At 71.0% G+C, this 19,864-nt stretch carries 8 protein-coding genes; 7 read left to right on the forward strand and 1 reads right to left on the reverse strand.

Annotation, left to right across the window (positions count from 1 at the left end):
- The 3 genes from ABZ272_RS06045 to ABZ272_RS06055 form a co-directional block, all read left to right on the forward strand.
- A partial coding sequence (locus tag ABZ272_RS06045; RefSeq protein ID WP_355048753.1) for a hypothetical protein occupies positions 1 to 1,406 on the forward strand: 1,406 nt, incomplete at its 5' end.
- Between the two features lie 19 nt (positions 1,407 to 1,425).
- On the forward strand, positions 1,426 to 1,746 hold the full coding sequence (locus ABZ272_RS06050) for a WXG100 family type VII secretion target (protein ID WP_355048754.1): 321 nt from the start codon (positions 1,426 to 1,428) through the stop codon (positions 1,744 to 1,746).
- Between the two features lie 35 nt (positions 1,747 to 1,781).
- Positions 1,782 to 2,099, forward strand: coding sequence for a WXG100 family type VII secretion target (locus ABZ272_RS06055; RefSeq protein WP_355048755.1), 318 nt, complete (start codon positions 1,782 to 1,784; stop codon positions 2,097 to 2,099).
- A 66-nt stretch (positions 2,100 to 2,165) separates the two neighbouring features.
- Here the strand turns inward: ABZ272_RS06055 and ABZ272_RS06060 are convergent, their stop codons facing one another.
- On the reverse strand, positions 2,166 to 2,816 hold the full coding sequence (locus ABZ272_RS06060) for a hypothetical protein (protein ID WP_355048756.1): 651 nt from the start codon (positions 2,814 to 2,816) through the stop codon (positions 2,166 to 2,168).
- A 136-nt stretch (positions 2,817 to 2,952) separates the two neighbouring features.
- Here ABZ272_RS06060 and ABZ272_RS06065 point away from each other — a divergent pair, with 136 nt between their 5' ends.
- From ABZ272_RS06065 to ABZ272_RS06080, 4 genes are all read left to right on the forward strand, one after another.
- Positions 2,953 to 3,426, forward strand: a complete 474-nt coding sequence (locus ABZ272_RS06065) for a hypothetical protein (protein ID WP_355048757.1) — start codon at positions 2,953 to 2,955, stop codon at positions 3,424 to 3,426.
- 10 nt (positions 3,427 to 3,436) lie between these two features.
- Positions 3,437 to 17,182, forward strand: a complete 13,746-nt coding sequence (locus ABZ272_RS06070; protein WP_355048758.1) for a hypothetical protein — start codon at positions 3,437 to 3,439, stop codon at positions 17,180 to 17,182.
- Between the two features lie 72 nt (positions 17,183 to 17,254).
- Complete coding sequence (locus tag ABZ272_RS06075) at positions 17,255 to 17,569, forward strand: YbaB/EbfC family nucleoid-associated protein (protein ID WP_355048759.1); 315 nt, start codon at positions 17,255 to 17,257, stop codon at positions 17,567 to 17,569.
- 98 nt (positions 17,570 to 17,667) lie between these two features.
- Complete coding sequence (locus ABZ272_RS06080; RefSeq protein WP_355048760.1) at positions 17,668 to 19,854, forward strand: hypothetical protein; 2,187 nt, start codon at positions 17,668 to 17,670, stop codon at positions 19,852 to 19,854.
- Positions 19,855 to 19,864: the final 10 nt, after the last annotated feature.

A 19,864-nucleotide genomic window follows, 5' to 3' on the forward strand; every position in this document is an offset into this window, starting at 1 on the left:
ATGGTCCGACGCATGTGGTGCTGCCTCATGGTGGTGGTGTCGCGACGATCGTCTACGCCGCCGGTGGTGGCAGCACCTGGTCGTTCGCTGACGGCTCACGGGTGTCGTACGACCCCTCCGGTGACCTGACGTCGCAGGTGTCAGCGGACGGCACCGTCTTCAGCCGGTTCGACGGCGAGAATCGGCCGACGCACGCCGCCATGCCCGGCGCGGGCGACGTGACCATCAGCTACCTCGCCAACGGCGGCAGCACCTGGTCGTACGCCGACGGAACCCGCGTCGAGCGGACCGCCGCCGGCGCGACGACGCGCGAGACGACGTCCGACGGCACAGTGTTCGACCGGTTCGACTCAGACGGAAATCCGGTCCACGGCAGGGTGCCGGGGGCGGACGGTCGTCCCCCGCAGACGGTCACCATCGCCTACAAGCCGAACGGCGAGTCCACTTGGACGTACCAGGATCCTGGCGGCGGCACGACGATGACCCTGACCCGGGGCGCGTCCGGCAAGCCGCTCACCATGGTCCAGGACGGCTGGACGTTCCGGAACTTCGACGGTGAGGGCCGGCCCACGACGGGCCACGGACCCGACGGTAACGTCACCATCAGGTACGGGGTGAACGGCGCCAGCACCTGGACGTTCACCGACGAACACAATGCCCGGACCGTCATCGAGCGGGACGCGGGTGGTCACCCGACCAGGATGATCTCCGACGGCTGGACGTACACCAAGTTCGACGCCGAGGGTCACCCTCTCGCCGGTCACAAGCCGGGTAAGAACGGGGGCGCCGGGGAGACGGTCACCATCACCTACGGCCACGACGGTTCCAGTGTCTGGAAGTACGGCGACGGCACGGTCATCATCCGCAACGGGGACGGCCAGGTGACGTCCCTGATCGTCGACGGCTGGACGTACACCAGATTTGACGATCAGGGTCGGCCCACCTACGGCACCAAGGACGGCAAGCACATCTCCATCTCGTACCAGGGTGACTGGACGGTGACGACGTATCAGGACGGCACGAAGATCGGAACGGACTCCCACGGTCGTCCGATCTATCAGATCAACCCGGACGGCAGCCGTTTCGAATACCGGGTGGAGATCCCGAAACTGCTCCGGGCGAAGAACATCGTGGCGGCCCAGGCCGGTCTGCTGGACGGGCACCTGACGAACCTGAAGACGCAGACCGAAGGCATCTTCGACGTCTGGCAGAGCCCGGCCGGGAGGCAGTACGAGTCGGTGGTCGGACGGATCACCGCGATCAGCAACGACGTGCAGAGCATCCTCCACGACTCGGTCATCGCGCTCGGCAAGGCCTACGACCAGTACGTGGCTGCCGAGGGCGGCAATCTCAAGAACCTGACCCCGGTCAACTTCAACTCCGACGGTTCAGTCACACCTCGGTGAATCCGAAAGGGCGGACAGAGTGCAAAGAGTTCAGGTAACCCCGCAGATGGTGACGGACGCCGCCGCCAGTTGCGACTCCACAAATGTCGAAATCGACGCGGAGCTCGCCTCGCTCAGGTCGTTCGTGGTCAATCTCCAGGCGCAGTGGCACGGTGTTGCCTCCGACCAGTTCAACGCGCTGATGACCGACTTCGACATCTACGGGAGGATGCTGCACAACGCCCTGGCCGACATCGCCAGCGGCCTGCGCGGCAACGCCGTCAACTACGTCGACACGGAAATCTCCAACATCAACAGCCTGGTCGCCGTCAATGGCGACATCCCCGGTGCCCGGCTCTGACACCGCAGCTCTGACTCGACAGCAAGGAGTACGTCATGGGTGACCCCACGAGCAGCAGCCTCTGGGTGCCGTTGGAGTTGGAGACCGCGGGTGGGCAACTCAACGGCCGGGCGAACGAGATCGTCGGCCAGCTCGAAGCGCTCAAGAGCAAGCTCCTACCGCTCTCGGAGACGTGGCAGGGCGACGCCAAGGAGTACTACGAGGGTCTTCAGGGTGAGTGGAACCTCGCCGCCGATGGACTCTTCGGGCCGGAGGGGGTTCTCGGGTTGATCGCATCGGCTTTGAACCTGAGCTGGAACAACTACTCGGAGTGCGAGTGGACGAATCTCAGGACCTGGCGGCCGCAGGGCTGAGCGGATCGGCGGTGTCGGGGCGGTGCCGGTATTTCCGCCCCGCCCCGCCGTCGCGAGGGGTCGGCCTCAGTCCGGGTCCGGGGCCCAGGATGCACGGTCGGCGCCGGCGTACATCTGGCCTGCGTCGTTGAGCTTGCCGATGAACGTACCGACCAGGTGGATGGCCGTGCCGCAGCCCTGGAGCAACTGGTTCTGGGCGTGCACGAGCTTGGCCGTCTCCTCCGGGTTGCCGTCCTTGGCGTCGGCGTAGGTGCCCTCCGGATATTCGAACACGTTGTTGTTGGTGTAGTCGCCGGCATTGTCTTGGTAGTTCTCGTGGTAGTGCGGGATCAGGTCCTCCGCGTTCTCGGCGAAGAAGATCCACGCCTCCTGGCTGACCACCTCGTCGCGGAAAGCCTCGAACTGCGCGATCTGATTCTGGGCCTCGTGCAGGAGCGTCTGCTCGGCGGAATGGACCGTGTCCAGGTGGACCGTGAACGACCCCATGAACGGTTGCCCCGGGTCGAGCGGAACGTCGTTGTCGTCGACCAGGACACCCTTGTCATTGGTCGGGCGGCCGTACGAATCCTCGAAGCCGCCCTCGCCGTCCGGTCGGACATCAGGTGGCTTCGGGGTGACGCTCGCCGGATCGGTGTAGTTGCCGTTGTCGCCGTTTATCGTCTTGGCATCCGACCAGGTCTGGGTCAGATCGACGACGTTGGCTCCCTCGTTGGCCATACCCGACTCTTACGGGCGCACGCCGAAACCGGCAACGTCCTCGTTGGGGTGACCCGCTCTGCCCAAACGGGGCCGTGCCCCTGGCCCACGCAGCTCACTAGCTTGGTGTCCAGTACCCGGAAACCGAGGAGCAACCGTGACGGTCCCCTTCCCGTCAGACGCCCCGACGTCGTACGAGGACAGCGCCAACGCGATCTACGTGAGGCCGGGCGTCATCTACCACACGGCGCACGTTTCGATGAAGGCCGAGATCGCCGCGATCATCGAGTGCTGGAACGTGATCGCCGACACGTGGAAAGAATTGAAGCTCAGCTGGGTCGGGGAGTCGGCCGCAGCGGCGGACGCGTTCAACGAGCGGCTGGACAGGGTGCAGGCGGAACTGTTCGGCGAACCCGAGGGTGACGGCAAGGACGGCAAGCCGGGAATCTTCGGCCTGATCCGGGTGGTGGCCGTCCAGGCATCCAGCAACTACGACAACGCCGAGCACAGTGTCTTCCACATGTTCGACGCCCTGAGCGAGGCGCTGGGGGCGACCGGTCAGGCGGACGACGGAAAGCGGCCGGAGAACTCGCTCTACAACCCGATCCAGATCACGTACGGCGACGTCTGATCCGATAGCCGTGACCTATCCCGACATTCCCCCGAGTCATCCGGATCCCGAGAAGCTGCGTGCCCTCGCCCAGAAATGGGACGAGCAGGCCGGGCGGCTCGACAGCTACGGCGGTCTCGTGCGGTCCAGCGTGGACGGGATCCTGTGGGAGGGCCAGGCCCGCAACGCGATGCGCTTGGCCGCCGACAAGGTGATCGAGCAGGTCGGCAAGGCCGCGCAGGGGGCCCGCGAGTGGGCGAACGCGCTCCGCGAGGTGGCCGGGAAGTGGGAGGAGTTCCTCCGCAAGCAGAAGGTTGACGCGATCTTGCAGGCCCTGCTGGGCGTGTTCGGGGTCATCCTTCTCGTGGTGTCGTTCGTCCTCGGCCCGATCCTCGCCGCGGTCGCCGACATCCTCATCGGGATGACGAGCCTCACCGGCCTGGCCCGAACCATCGCCACCCTCGTGCTTGACATCGCCCTGGGTGTGCTGACGTACGGAGGACTACAGGTCGGCTTCGACATGGCCGCGGGGGGAATCGCACATGCCTCCGTACCGGGTAGTGGAAGCTTCAAGCCGACCGCCTGGGAAGCGCTCAGCGCCGGTCTGGCCGGATTCATGGGCGGTCTCGGTTCCATCCGTGGCCTGCCCGGCCTCGGCCGGGGCATGCCCAAGGGCGGTGTGAGCAATGTCGTCGACGTGCCCGTCACACCCTCGACCTCCAGAGGCGTCGGCAACGTCGGAGAGATCGGCGATACCGTCAGACCGGGCGGCAGTCCACCGCTGTCGGCGACACCGCACGTCGATGCCGCCGCCGGCGGCCCCCGATCGGGAGCCCAGCGGGCAGCCGGTCCTCCGGAGGGGATCGCCGGTAACGGACCACTGTCGAGTGCCCGGATCACTCCGGATGCGGGACGTTCCTTCGACGCGTCCGGTGGGGCGCTGGGTGCGCGGGGCAACGCCGCGTTCGAAAGAGTTCCCGGGGCTTCCGCGGACGGCGGCGTGCCGGGGGTTCCCCGCGCGCTGACCGGGGACGGCCCGGCGACAGTCGTCCGTAGGCCCCCGATGGGCGACCAGCCGGGGGCCGTGGGACCTCCCCGGGCCTTCCTGGACGGCCCTTCGACGGTCGGGCCGGGTGGGCCCCGGGTTGCCGTGGACGGCCCGTCGGCGCTGGGGCCAGGCGCTCCCCGAGCTGGTGTGGATGGTCCTCCGGCGGTGGGCCCGGGCGGTCCCCGGGCGGCTGTGGATGGTCCTCCGACAGTGGGGTCGGGCCCGGCGCGGGTTGGTGTGGACGGGCCGGCGGCGGCCAGCCCCGGCAGCTTCCGAGCCGGTGCTCCGGAGGCTCCGTCGAGCGCCCGGATCTCCCCGGTAGCCGAGCGCCTGCTGGACACGACGGGTGGCGCCTCGGGTGCGCGCGGCGGCACCGTGCCGGAGCGAACCGCGGGAATTCCGCAGGCGGTGACCGGAGACGTGCCCACGTCGGCGGTCCGTAACCCGGCGCGTCCTCCGCTGGGCGACCAGGTGGCCACTCCGGCAGGCCCTCGGGCCGTGCTGGACGGCCCGGCGACCGCTGGTCCGGGCAGCGCGCGGGTGGGTCCGCCGGATGCCGCCACGTCGGCGCCCGGGACGCAACCGACCGGAGGTCCGGCACGGGACGCGGCGGCGGCCAGGCCAGGATCGGGCCGGGTCGGCGACCCACCGCGTACGGTCGTGGGGGAGGCCTCGACGCCTGTCGTCTCGTCCGGTGGCCGCACCGTCGGTCGAGCCGACGAGGTGGTGGATTCGCCGCCGCGGGACGCGGCGGTGGCCGGGCCGAGTGTCGATGTCAGCCCGCACACGGTCGGTGCGCCCCCCACGCTGCCGAAGGCGGCCGTGGGGCACGGCGAACCACCCACCGCGATCACCGTCTCGGCGGCCGACGCCATCAAGGTGCCACGTGCCGATCCGTCCCTGCCGGGTAAGTTGCCGGCGGTCTCCGGGCCGGTGCCCAAGCCGTCGGTCACCATCGCCCCACGGCCGGTGGGTTCCGAGTCGATGGCCGTAGCCGGTGTGGCTACTCGGGAGGCGCCCACGCCGTCCACCGCGGGCGGCGCCGCGCGGGTGGCGGACGGTGCGCCCGCCACCTCGGGCACGAGGGCGGGTACGCCGGGCGTCACCCCGCGGTCGCCGGAGGCCGGTCGTCCGAGCGGTGCCGACCCGGTTCGCAGCGCTCCGATCGATCGATCCGAGATCCGTTCGACGGTGGGCGGCAGCCACCCGGGCCGCACCGAACTGGACACCGTCGCCCGCAACCTGTCCGAGCGGCACGCGGAGCTCGTCTCCGCCAAGGCCGTACGCGCCGAGCGGATTCCCGATCCGAAGGAGGCCGCAGCGGCGCAACGGGCCATGACGATGGCCGAAGCCCGTGCGCAGTTCTGGTCGTCGATCCGCGAGGGGATGGCCGCGCAGTTCGGACCGCACGCCGGTCGACTGGCCGGCCAGAACCGGCAGACGTTGGAACGTTTCGCCGCGTTCTTCGCGAGCGAGGCCGGTGTGGCGAAGGAGCTCCCCGCCATCCGGACGATGATCGGCAGGGACTTCTCGGCGACGATCCAGGGCGAGATGGCCGGGGCGGTCAAGACCGTGGCCGCCGACATCGTCCGGCGTGCCGGCCTTCCCGCCTCCAGGTTCGACCCCGTGGTCAGTCGTCTGGGCGCTACCAACCGCGCCGAGTTCGCGCAGGCGATGGACGACTTCCGCAACGCCATCCGGGACCACCGGACCGAGCAGGCGCGCGGCGGGCGGTACGAGGCCGCGACCGACCGACCCACGACCCTCGACCAGGCTCGGACGATGTTCGACGCGGACACGAAGGCGATTGCTGCCCGGGACGCCCGTGCCGCGGTGGGCGAGCGGAGCGATCCGCGGACCACGCGTGCGGCCGACGACGCGGCTCAGGTCAGGCGCGAGGTCGAGACCGAGGCGCGGAACTGGGCCGCCGCCCGGGACAAGGAGTTCAGCACCCTCAGCAAGAGCCTCGGCAAACAGTTCGCCGACGAGCGTTACGCGACGGCGTACGTGCAGCGGGAGCAGCGCGTCGAGTACCGGCCGGGTCAGAACCCGGCGCGGTCGCTCGACGACGCGGTCGCGCACATCAATCGCCGCTGGGAAGCTGCGGTCAGCAGCGCGTCCGCCGTGCAACGCTTCCGCCCGGACGCGGACGCGGCGTTCAACGCGGAGGTACTGGCCACCAGGAACATCGCCGGCCTGACCAAGGTCGCGGGGGCGCCCCGGCTGCGTTCCCTGGAGTCGTTGCCCGAGGAGGAGGCCGCGACGTGGCGGGCGTCGTTCCGTGACGCCGTGGACAACGAGTTCGAGCGTGTCTGGCGACCCGTCTACGAAGCGGGCCACGGGCCCGGCAGCGCCCGGTTCCAGGCCACCGAGGAGGTCTGGGCAGCTCGATTCCAGGGCATGCGCGAGCAGTTGCGCGTCGACGGGTTCGCGTACCACGAGATCCAACGCGTGACCGACGACATCGCGGAGGCCAGGGCCGACCTCGCCTTCCGCGGTGGCTCTGCCGGCGACGTCACCCGAGCGCTCCAGGTGATCCGCGAGAAGTACCACGCCGAGATCGGCGACCTGGTACGCGGGCTCGGTCGCCGAGGGCCGGACCTGTCCAAGTGGGACGACCTGGCGGCCCGGATGCAGACCGAGGTACGTCGGGCCTTCGCCCCCGAGGCGACCGCCGGGCGTCGACCGGTCGAGTCCGAGCGGGTCGGCGGCGACCCGTTCACGGACCGGCGACCGGCCCCGGACGGCTCGCCGACGTCCGCGCTCCACCCGGACCTGGCCGGCGTACGCGACCGGGCCATCCAGGACTTCGCCAGCCTGGACCCGCTGTCCCAGGCCAAGCTGCCGAAGAGCATGCTCGACCGGCTCGAGGCGACCTACGTCCACGAGCGGCTGACCGCGTACGACGCGATCATGCACACCGGTGACACCCGCGTTCCCGCCCAGATCCTGCATGACCTGCGGATCGAGGCCCAGTCCACGGCCGGCGGGCCGACACCGTCCCGGACGCGGAGTGCCCCCGAGTCGTGGGCCGAGCATCGCCGGCAGATCGGCGAACTGTTGCACGGACGCGGCCTGGCGGTGACCCCGACGTCCGGCGGTCTGGTCGTGCACGCCGACGCCGCCCAGGCCGTCGCGGACAGCGCGCTCGTGGGGGCCACCAGGAGGCTGGGTGAGCTGCCCGGTGGCCTCCGGATCGTGGCCGGTCCGGGCGTACGGCCCGAGGTGGACCTGGCCGGCCTGGGTCCGCTGGCCCGGGACGGCGTGGTGCTGTACGCGCCGTTCCTCGACGACGGCGCGCTGGTGGAGGTCGCGCGGAGCACCGGGTTGACGGTCGCCTTCCGGAGCCGTCCGGCGCCCGGCGACGCCGTCGCCCATCCGGTGGACAGCACCGGTGTCGCCACGCTGCACCACCTCGCCGTCGAATGGCGTTCCGGGGCGCCGGCCGTGGACGCCCCGTTCGGGCTGACGCCCGGTGCCCGACCCGGTCTGTACCGGCTAGGCGAGGGCTGGACGCTCGAATCGCACTCGTGGGGCGTGTGGGCCCGGCCGCCGGAGGTGGCGGTCTCGGACGCCCTGAGCGTCCGGCTCGGTGAGCTCAGCGGCGACACGCGTGTGGTGGTGGGCGCTTCGGGGGTGGACGTCCCGGATGCGGTTCTCCGGGAGATCCACCACCTGGCCGAGCGGCTGCCGATGGGCGACCGGCCCGGCATCACCTGGCTCAGTCGTCCGGGAGGCCGCGACACGACGCCACACCTGGTCGACGGTCCCGCCGACCCGGCCACGTCGGCCCGCACCCAGAAGTACGGGGATGCGTTCGACCTCGCCGAAACCCGACGGCTGGTGGGGGAGAAGGCCGACCGCGACCTCAGGTCGGTCGAGCCCAACGTGGAGCAGCCCTCCCCGGCAGCCGCGGACCTGCTGCTGCGGGCGTACGAGGCGGACGCGGATGCGCTCGTCACCAGGTACCTGGGTGGCCGCGAGGGTTGGCATGGGCATGCCGACGTCGTGGGCTTCGCCCGTGAGTACGACGAACTCCGGTCCGCGCTGCCGGGACGTTTCGACGCGCAGGTGCGCTGGGAGGCGCGGGCCAGCGAGGTGCGCAGCTCCGTCGAGGAGGCGTTCCACCAGAACGCGGGTCCGCGTGACCGGGCCGAGCTGTTCCCGGAGACCGGTCCGGAGCAGACGGGCGAGCACATCGCCGCCTTCTGGGAACGCTTCTCCCCGAGGGCCGCCAAGGAGATCGACGACCTGGCCAAGAGCGGTCCGCACACCGATCTCGCCGCCGCCGTCGACGCCCGGATCGCCACGCTCACGCAGGACGTACGCCGGCACGTCGAGACGTACCTGACGGGCGAGTCGGCGCTGCTGGAAGGGCTCGCCAGGAGCCGCGCCATCGGTGACGAGGTACGTCCCGGTGGCAACGCCATGACCGGCGATCTTGTCGCCAAGCTCTCCAGCAAGACCCGCAAGGCCCTCGACGACGTGTCCGGGGCGGGTGGCCCGATCGGTGGCAACGCTCTGGCCGACGAGATCGCCGCCACGCTGTCCGGCCAGACCCGGCACGCCTTCGACAAGGTGTTCGGCCCGGAGGGCGCGTTCGGGGTGGAGCGGTGGCGGCCGGAATCGACCTTCGCCGGGTCGGCCGAGGCGCGGCAACTGGACGACGTGTTCGCCCCGGAGCACCTGGCGTCCGTCGAGAAGCGGGTACGGGGTGCCTTCGAGTCGCTGCGTCGCGCCGATCCGGACATCGAGCGGTCGGTCGGTTTCCCCGCTCGCCTGACCGCCGCCCATTACGCGTCCACCCGGTTGGAGCAGGCCGCTGCCACCCGCACCGAGGTGCGGGAGGCCGCCGGGCTGCGACCTGACCTGACCCCGGAGCAGTTGACGCGGTTCCACGACGATCTGATCGCCCGGGTCGACGACGGCCTGCACAGCAGCCGCCCCCGCGACGACGCCGACGTCGACGGCGCCGGCGACGTGCCGCGCGGCGCGGCATCCCCGGCGGAGGCGAGGGCGCGCTTCGACGAGTTGACGGGCGACCGGCTCGCCACCGAGCTGGATGTGCTGGCCGAACCGCACCTGGTGCGCTTCAGCCGGGACACCCTCATGCTCCGTCTCCACGACGTGGCGGGCCCGCTGGACAGCGCGAGCCTCGACCGACTCGGCACGCGGCTCGCCGCCGACGTCCGGCGGGCGTACGACGAGATCCATGCCCCGGGCCGCCCGAGCGACGAGGCGAGCGAGGCGTGGGCGCGGAAGGTGGACGAGATCCGCGACGGCCTGCCGGGCCGGGTGGAGGCCGAACTCGATTCGCTGGGCAATCTCAAGAGCGCGGCGCAGGAGTTCCACACCATCGAGCGGTCCGCGGCCTACCGCTCCGGGGCGCCGCTGCGGTCCGACGTCGTCGCCGACCTGGCCGCCGCGCATCGCGCCGAGTTCATGGCCGCCCGCGACCGCAACCTGCGGGTCGACTCCGAACGGACCACCTGGCTCGCGGACGAGCATCGCAACGGGGACCAGTACGGCAGCCACCTCGCCCACCTGCGGCGGGACTCGTGGGCCGTCGACCTTGAGTGGCGGCTCGACGCCGATCTGCGCGCCGCGGTGGACCGTCTCGACGTGCGGGGCGGCGACCGGGCCGAGCCCGAAGCGGCTGCCGCCGCCATCCGGCGGTCCTTCGTCGACGAGATGCAACGCGCGCGGTACGGCGACAACTTCACCAGCGTGTGGCAGAAGCGGTACCAGAGCCTGAGCGACTCGGTCGACACCCAGTTGACGGTCGTCATGATGGAACGACGGATCAAGGACGTCACGGAGGACTTCCTCTCCGGACAGCGCGGCGAGCTCCTCGACACGGAGGTACGACGCGTCGGCGACGTGGTCAGCCAGGAGTTCGGTGCGGCGTTGCGTCAGGAGATCCCGCGCCTCCCGTCCTCCCTCGGTAGGGCCGAGCAGCAGTCGTTGCTGCGCGAGATCAGCCCGGCGGTGGCAGACGGCGTGAGTCGGACGCTTCTCGCGGAGGGCTTCAGCGGTGTGCTGCCCAAGCTCGCCTCGGACAGCGTGCGGCGGGCGGCCGACGAACTCGCCGGTCCCCAGGCGGTGCCGACGTCGGCCCGGGCCGGCTTCGCCGGGGAGCTGGAGCGGACTGCCGCACGGCTCGATGAGGCGATTGCGGAGGCGCTCAGTCGACCGTCGCCGGGTCTGACCGATGAGTCGCGGGCCTCCTCGGCCGCCGCCCTGAAGGCCGGGGTGCTCGCGGAGCTGGACGGCGCGCACCAGCGGGACTGGAAGTTCGACCGGGCTGCCCTGGAACGCCGGATCGAGGAGACCGTACGGGACATCGACCGGCGCATCGACTCCCAGCCGCTGCGGCAGGAGACCGAACGACTCCTCGTCGAGAGCCTCGCGCGCGATGTGCCGGCAGCACTCGCCGCCATGAACCGCAATTCGGTCAGCACAGCAGCGCTGGCAGCGGCGGGCGAAGCCTTCACGAACGCGGTGACCGCCGAGTTCCGGAGCTTGGCGGCTGTCCCCAGTTTCACCCTGACCCAGGTGAACCGGTGGAACACGCAGTACGGCCGGCTGATCGGGTCGGTCGAGACCTGGGTGACCAGCTACCTCATCGGCCAACGGATCGAACAGCTCGTGCAGCGGCACCTGCACCCGGCGCCGGGTACGACCACCGATGTCGACGCCGACCGGGTGGCGCAGGTCCGGCAGCGGCTGGAGCAGGTGGTCACGGACAACCTCGCGCCCTACCTGGCCACGGCGGGGCAGACCGTCCTGCCGCCGTCGCTCGGTGTCGACGAACAGGTGCGGCTCGCCGGCGAGATCGGTAAGCGGCTGGACGAGGTGGCCAAGGCCGAGAGCGTGCCCTCGCTGGGCGAGGAGATCGTCACGTCGTTGCGTCAGGATCCCGTGGCCGCCCGTACCGGGGCGGGTCTGTCCGCCGAGCGCGCGGCGCTGAGCCGTCAGGCCGGGGAGCGGTTGCAGGGCGTTCTCTCGGCGTACGAGCCCGGCCCGCTGGTCACGCAGGCTCGTGCGGCATTCCTCGACCGGGTGGGGAAGCGCTTCGACCAACTGGCCGAAGCGAGCATGACGTTCGACCGTCAGGTGCTGGCGGGCCGGGTGGAGGAGTACCTGGCCGGTGCCGAGGAGTTCGTGGCGACGTACGTGCGCTGGACCGCAGACCGGACGGAGCTTCCGACAGTCGTACAACGTCGCATCGCCGAGGCCCGGCGTGACCTCCCGCCCCCGTCGATGGACGCCGTCGAGCAGTTCACGACGGCGGTCGTGCAGGAGTTCGATCGGGCACATCCGGTGCACAACGGGTACGGCGAAGCGGTCGCCGAAGCGTGGCAGACCCGCCTCGACGGCATGTTCTACCGGCTCGAGTCCTGGCTGGTCACCCACGCGGTGGGTGCCCGGGCCGTCGAGCGGACCCAAGACGCCGAGCAGGCCGCCGCCGTGCGCGAGGCGCTTCGGCCGTACCTGGATCTGTCGAAGGCATCGTCGTTGCCGTCCTCCATGGGGCCGCGCGAGCAGGAGGTGCTGGGCCGCGCCCTGCTCGTCGACGCGGCACCGCAGGAGCGCGACGCGTTCGCCGAGGACCTGCGTGGCACACCGGTACCGACGCGGCCGGGGAACGACTTCGCCACCCGGCGCGCCCGGGTCGAGGAGAGCCTGACCACGGCGCTCGCCAAGGCGAAGACCGACATCAAATACCAGGTCCTGAGCGGTAGCGATGCCACCTCGCGGTTCCGGGACACAGGCCTGTCGCGCACCGAGTTCGGACACGCCGTTCGGCGGCATCTCGACGGCACGGTCGAGGACTATCGGACGGAGGTGCTGGCCGCCCTCGACACCCGTTTCGAGCAGGATTGGAAGGCGGGTCCCTCCCTCGACACCATCCAGCAGATCGCTGCGGCTACGACAGCGGTCACCTCGCGGATGGTCCGGGCGTACGCGGTGGACGAGCTGCGGCGGGAACTCGCCGTGGACGTCGTCGGGCCGGCCGCCGCCGAGTTCCGCGCGGCCGTACTCCGACAGGTCACCGCCCGCGTCGCCGCCGGGAAGGAGTTCGGCGCTCCGCAGTACGAGGAGTGGCAGCGGGAGTACCGGCAGCTCATCAAACGCTCCCAGGCGTGGCAGACCATCCGGGTGCTGGCCGACAGGGCGCACCAGTTCGCACCCGGCCGGGGCGCGCAGAACAAGAGCTCGCGCCGGTTCGCCGCCGCGATCGACAAGGTCGTCAAGCCGTACCTCGATCTCAGTTCTTCCCGCCACGGGGTCGAGCCGGCGCGATCGCTCGGCCGTGACGAGCAGCGGCGCCTGGTCGACGAGCTTGCCCGGGTCATCCCGGCGCGGGCGGCCGGCAAGCTGAGGGGGTTGGTGCAGCGCGACTCAGTGGCCTCCGACCCGGCGTGGAAGAACTCGTACTACCCCACCGACTTCGCCCACGAGCGCGTCCGGCTCGAGAACCGACTGCGCTCCGAGGCACCGGGTACGGACGAGGCGCCTACCGCATTCCGGGACGACCAACTCCAGCGCTTCGATGCCGCGAACGAGCGGGACTGGAACTTCGACCGGGCGGCCTGGAGCGCTGAGCTTGAGCAACGGCTGGCCGCGAAAGACGACTGGATCGCGTCGTGGGAGCGCCGAACCGAGGCTCGCGCGGCCTTCGGCAACGCCCTCGACAAGGCGCTGGAGACCGCCCTCGAGAAACTGCCCGGTGTGGCGACCACGCTGGCGGTCGGCCTTGCCGGGTCGGCAAGCCTGACACCCGCGCTACAGGCTGCCGAGAGGTTCCGCGAGGTGGCCATGGACGAGTTCGACTCGACGTACCCGCCGGAGTCCCGCTTCAGCGATGAACAGGCTGGTCAGTGGCAGCGGCGGCTGAACGAGTTGACCAGACAACTCGACGGCTGGCTCACCGTTTGGCGGGTCGGTGACCGGATCGTCCGGGGCCTGCTCGACACCGCCGTCGCCAGGCACGGCGTCGATGAGGCATACCACGGTCCGGTGAGCCAGACAATTGACCGGCTGGCCCGTCAGGTCGGGAGGGCGCTGGACCCGCACCTCTCCCTGACGTCCAGGCGGCACCTCCCGGCCGGGCTCAGTGCCGAGGAACAGGCCGACTTCGCCGCGTACCTGGTCCGGCGCGTCAGCGCGGACGACGTCGCGGGCGTCGGGCTCGACGGCGACGTGGGCGCGGCTGCGCGGCAGTGGCTACGTACCGATCCGGTAACCGTGCCGCCCGCTGCCGCGGATCACGCGTCCCAGCGGACCCAGCTCCAGGAACAGGTGGACCGGCTTCCGGGTGAGCCGGCCGCCGTGGCGGCTTTCCGTGCCGAGGTGCTGCGCGAATTCGACCAGAAGCATGCCCGGTGGTGGGAACTCGATGTCACCACGTGGCCGGACCGGCTCGCGGCGCGGTTGGCGGAGGCGCCGGCCGCGCTCGACTCGTACTCTCGGCGGCAGCGGGCTCGCGAGGACATCGCGACCGTGCTGCGACCGCACCTCGAAACGGCGACGGCACGGTCGGGTCTGCCCGCCGACGAGGTTGCGACCGCCACCGCCGAGTTCGTCGACGCGGTCACCAAGGATTTCGACAGGAGATTCCCCTCGCGCGCCGTCTTCGGTTCCGAGCAGCAGGAGTGGTGGGCGGATCATGTCGGCGGCATGCTGCCCCGGCTGGATTCCTGGCTCGCCGTCCGGACCATCGCCGCGCGGGCTCGGGAACTCGCGCCGGCCGCCGACACGAAGACGGCCGGAGAGGTTCTAGGGCGGTATCTCGACGTGGTCACGATCAAGGATCTGCCCGCCTTGTTCGGGCCGGCCGAGCGGGACGCGCTCGTCGAGCGGATCGTTCCGCTTCTCGTTCGCGGCGCGGACGATGCGCTCGTGGACTCGTTCCGCGACCGCATACCGGCGCGGGACGGCGTGGGCTTCGCCGCCGAGCGCGCGGCTCTGGACGAGCGCCTGTCGGAACTACTGCGGAACCATCGGACCGGTTCCGAAGTGGACGAAGCCGCGATGGCCGCCCCAGCGGCGTTCCGGGCCGAGGTGCTGTCCGACCTCGATTCCAGGTTCGCCCGTGACTGGAACTACGACCGGGCGCGCTGGCGGCAGGAGTACGACCGCACCGCCGCAGAGAGCACGCGGTGGTTGGACGAGTGGACGGCCGGCGACCGGATGCGGAGCGCGGACCGTGCCGTGCTGGTCGGTGCTCTCGACAAGAGCAACGCCGATCCGCAGGCCCGCGAGCTGGTCCTTCGAGCCTTCGACCGGCTCTACCGGAGCCACAGCGGCTCTGCCCTCTCCGTCGGCCTGGCCCGCCAGCGTTGGGAATCCGAGCAGAGCCGGATCCTCGACGGTCTGGACGAGTACCGCCGGCGGTCCGAGCTGACCAGCAGGCTGACCGGCGATGTCGACGCGGTGGTGGCCGACCAGCATGCGCGCTGGCGCGAGGCGCAGGTCGCCGACTGGGAACTCGACCAGTTGCTCGAACTCGGGCAACGCCTGGTGTCGGGGCTCACCGCGGCACGGCTCTCCGGTGCCCTTCCCGGCCAGCACTCCACCCGCCCGGCGGCGGACCTCACCGAACAGCTCGACCGTGCCGTCAGCGCCTGGGCCGCGGCGGGCCAGATCAGCCCACAGGTGCGTACGCTCGCCGCCAGCCTGCGCGCCGCGCTCATCAACGAGGTGCGCGACGCTCTGCCCGAACCCGTACTCGCTCCCGAACCGACGCGGAAAACGCCGACGCCCGCCGTCGCACGGCTGACCCCGCCCGACCTCGCCGACGGGTTCCGGCGTCGCGTGGTGGGAGTGATCGCCGGACCGCTTCGTGAGTCGCACGCGCAGATGGAACGGGACTTCGTTCGCGAGGCGGAGCCGATCTTCGACCGTCCGGGTGGCAGCGCGTCGGAGGCGACGGCGCGCGGCGACTATTCCGATCTGATCGAGCGGTTCCGGAAACGGGAGCCCTTCTACGAGCGGATCGTCGCGTTCCGGCGCACGACCGGAGACGTGGCCGCACTGCGTGCGCGGTGGGAGAGCGCGGACCCGCAGCTCGTCGAGCGGATGGTCGCCGGGTTCGAGCAGGCCGTAGGCCGAATCGCCGGCGAGGCATGGGACGCCGCCCAGTACGAGATGTCCCGGGTCGCCGCCGCCGCCGACAAGTTCGAACGCCAGCACGCCGAGCTCGTCGACGCCGTCACCAAGCAGATGACCGAGATCCGCGAGGCGGAGGAACTGCGGGCGCGCGGCGACGAGCTGATCACGACACAACTGCGCGACTTCGAGACCGAGCACGGGAACCTCGATCCGCAGGCGCGCATGATCGCCCGATACGCCGCGCAGACCCTCGTGGTGCCGGCGCACCGCGATCTCGGCGCCGACGCGGTGCAGGCGCTGAGGGCGCAGTTCCGCCTTGCCGGCGCGTACAGCCGGTTCGTGGCGAACCTGCCCGCCGGAACCCCGGACGTCGTGCGGCGGAACGGACTGGACGCGTTCGGCCGACTGCTCGGTGCGCCTGCTGACGCGGCCGATCAGCTCGAACGGGTGCTGGCGTCCCTCGCCGACCGGGTCCGGCGGCAGGCGGTCTTCGAGGAGCCGGTGACGGCCTCGACGTCCGAGCCGGACCGGCTGCGCGAAGAGCGCGGGCCGGTGCGGACGGACGAAGAGGCCAGCCCCGTGCCGACCGGTGACGAGCGTTCGGCCACCCGCAGTCGGAGGGCCGAGGTTCGGAGGGAGGAGAGGCGGCGGGCGCGTGCCGACGAGCTGATCGAGATGTACCTGCGCGTCTCCGAGGTCAAACACGGTGACCTCGACCCGCAGGCGCGGGAATTGGCGTACGACGCCGCACGATCCCACGTGGTGGCGACGGGTCCCGAACACCACGCCGACTCGATGCAGGCGTTGCGGAGGCTGTTCCGCCTCGCCCACGAGTACACCCGTTTCGTGGCCGACCTGCCGGACGGAACGCCGGAGGCGGTGCGGCGGGAAGGACTGGACGCGTACACCCGGCTGTTGGGTGAGCCGACGCAGTCGGCGGATCAGCTCCCGGGGGTGCTGGCGGTCCTCGTCGACCAGGCCCGACAGCCGATCATCGCCGAACTGCTGGCTGCCCGGGCGGCCGACCCGGACCGGCTGAGCCGAGCGCTCGGGACGGTGCCGGCCGGCGACGAGCGGACGGCGCTCGAAGGCTTCCTCGGCGCACGGGTTCTCCAGGCCAGCGCGGATCTCGCCGCCGGCGTCCGGATCGCGGCCATCGGTGCCCGCTTCGCGCCGGACCGGGTCGACGCCGCCCTCGACCAGTTCGACGCCGATCTGGACCGGGCCGCCCGGGACTGGGCGGACAACGCGGCCCTGCGGACGTTGGCACGGACGCCCGAGGGGCGCGACTTCCTGCGCGAGCCCGGAATGCACCGGCTGGACGCCATCCTGTCGTCCCTCGCCCGCGACGCCAGTCCGGAGGCGTTGGCCAGCCTGCCGTCCCTGCTCGCCGCGCTGCCCTCGATGGGCGCCGATACGGCGGTGGTACGCAATCTCCTGATCAACGTCGGACAGTTCCTGAAGGGCGACGCCGACGCGTACGAAGAGGCCTTCAAGCGGGCCGCTTTCGTGCGGGTACGGTCCCGGGGCGCGCTCATGGAGTTCGTCATGGCGCTGCACGTCCTCAATCCCAGGTTGGTCGAGCTGGGTAACCGGATCATGGACTGTTAGTCACCGGCGGACATGGGTTGTCCCTCACACGAGGACTACGGGACGCTCCCTGAAACGCTGCAACCTCGGAGCATGGCGGAAGATGGCATGGACGGCCTGCTGCGGCAGGCCCAGGAATTGCAGCAGCAGATTGCCTCCGTCCGGGACCAGATGACGGTCCTCGAGGTCACCGGCACCGCCGCAGGGGGCGCGGTCGCCGTGACGATGACCCCGACGGGCGAGGTCCGGAGCCTGCGCATCGACGACGAGATCGTGGCCGGCGGGCGCGCGGAGGTCGAGGAGGCGGTCCTGCTCGCCCTGCGGGACGCGGCGGCTCAGCTCCGCGAGCAGGCCACCGAGCGGATGGCGAGCCTTCAGGACGTGCTCCGTTCGGCAGCTCGGTTCTGAGGCCCGATCCCTCGCGTGCCCAGGGATTCTGAACCCGAGGCCCACCCCGTCCGTTCTGGGAGCACGACACGTCAAGTCCTCGCATCGAGGGAGCTGTTATGCCCACAATGTCCGACTGCCTGCCTGGTGTGCTGGTATCCGTGCTCGGCAAGGGCTTCATGTACCAGCCGGCCTCGATCGACCCGCAGGTCAACGCCGACCTGTTGGAGACCGCCAACGGGATGACCGTCTCGGCGGGCGTCACCTTCTTCGTGACCCGGGACTCGGCGCTCGACCCCGCGCTCCTGCGCTACCTGGACCAGTTGGATCCGCGAGCACGGGCCAGCTACACGGTCACGGTGCTGGACCCGGAGACGCTGTCCCCGGTCACCGACGCGGAGACACTGCGGTCCGTCGCGGCCGGCCTCGATCTGCCCGTGTCGACGGTCGAGCCCATCGCAGGCGGGGATGTCGTGCCGGTGGACGCCGGGGGTCGCGCGACCGCCCTGGAGGCGTCCGGCTACCGGGTCCTTCCACCCAGCGCGGCGGCGCAGCGAGCGGCGCTGCTCGACGCCGTCGGCCTGCCCGGGACGCCGTCCAGTATCCGCGACGGGATGGACCGGCTCGCCGGCTGGCACGAGCGGGCCGCGCTCACCCGCACGCAGCTCGGACTTGGCATCAGCCCGGGAGACCTCGCGCACGTCGGGCCGGCGGCGCACGCGACGACGTACGCGCTCGGCGCGTACGTCGCGCGGTACGGAGGCACCGACACCTTCGACCTGCTCACCTCCACCGAGCCGCCGACGGTCAGCCGCGTGGCGAGCGCGATCGGCGGCACCCTCACACCGGTGCGACCGGCGGCGCTCGAGAGCCTGCTCCGCCGCAGCCCGGGCTCGGCGGCACTGGTCACCGGCACGGCCGTCGGTACCTCCACCGAGCAGGTGTTCTGGCTGACCTCGGACGAGAACGGCGCTCTCACGTGGCACGACCCGCGCGCCGTCGGTGCGGCGCAGGTCTTCGACATCGACGGTGGGACCGACTGGCGTACCGCCGTCCTCGAACGCGACGACGCGCGCGCGATGCTGGTCGGTCCGGACGGCACGCCGGTCGCCCTGCCCGAGGCCACCGGGCCGGTGGCGGTCCGTCCGCTCCACCACGAGGTGACGTACGTCGGCCCGTGGCCGCAGGAGAACCTGAGCCGGTACGGGCTGAACTCCGTCGACTTCGAGGGCATGCCCGTCATCGCGGTCGACGTACGCGTGCAGTCCGGCGAGGGCCGCCCATTGGACCGCGAACAGTTCACCAAGATCAGAACGAGCCTGGAGCGCTACTACCTGAACAACGTGCGGCCGACGATCGTGGCGACCCGTCAGCACGACGAGATCGAGCGGCTCGCCCGGACCTACGACGCGGCGGTCGTCCAGCAGGTGATGCAGGGCGGTATCGACGCCCGGTCCGGGTGGCAGGTCGTCCGCCCCGACGCCGCGCCGAGAACCCTCGACGGTGCGACGGTGACCCGGGACATGCTGGACGCCGCGGACCTGTCCGGCATGACGGCCCGTGCACCGTTGCCGCCAGTCCTGGTCGATTTCCTGACGCAGGACTCCTACCAGCGGGCGGCGGAGCACTTCGCCGATCATGCCGACCAGTTGCGGGATCCGGGTGTGCTCACGGCCGCGCGGGACCTGACCACCAGGTTCCCGGAGGATCTGCGGCTTCGAGGGCTCGACCTGGCCCTGCGGGCGCCCGTGGTCGACGGCGGGGAGCCGATCGGACCGACCCTGGTGTCGTTGTTCCACGACGGGCAGCCCTGGCCAGCGGGACGGTCGCTCGACGCGCGCTTCGTCTTCGACTACCTGACCTCGTCCACCGGGTGGCTGGGCGAGATGGAGACCGGCCCGGGCGTGCATCCCCCGAAGACGCACGGCACCCGGATGGCGTGGGACACCCTGTTGTTCCAGGGCATGCTCGACGGCTCCGTCGACGCGACCGACGCGGTCACGCTGGTCCGCGCCGTGGGCGAGTCGTACGAGGAACAGGCGGCGCGGGCGGCGGCCGGTGGCAAGGAGGTCGCCCAGGCGCACGCCTCCATCTTCGAGGCGGTCAAGCTGCTGCTCGACCCGGGCCGGGTGGCGGGCAGCGACGCCTGGCGTCGGGTGCTGTCCGTGGACTGTCTGACCGGTGCGGACCGGGTGCCCTGGCACTTCCGGTTCAAGGAACTCCTGGCGAGCGACCGGCTCAAGGAGATGCCGGGGTTGGCCGACGAGATCAAGGAGTTGACGCACGAGATCCTGACCTGCCACTGACGCCCCGGGC

The organism is Micromonospora sp. NPDC005979 (assembly GCF_040614415.1).
Classification (GTDB): domain Bacteria; phylum Actinomycetota; class Actinomycetes; order Mycobacteriales; family Micromonosporaceae; genus Micromonospora.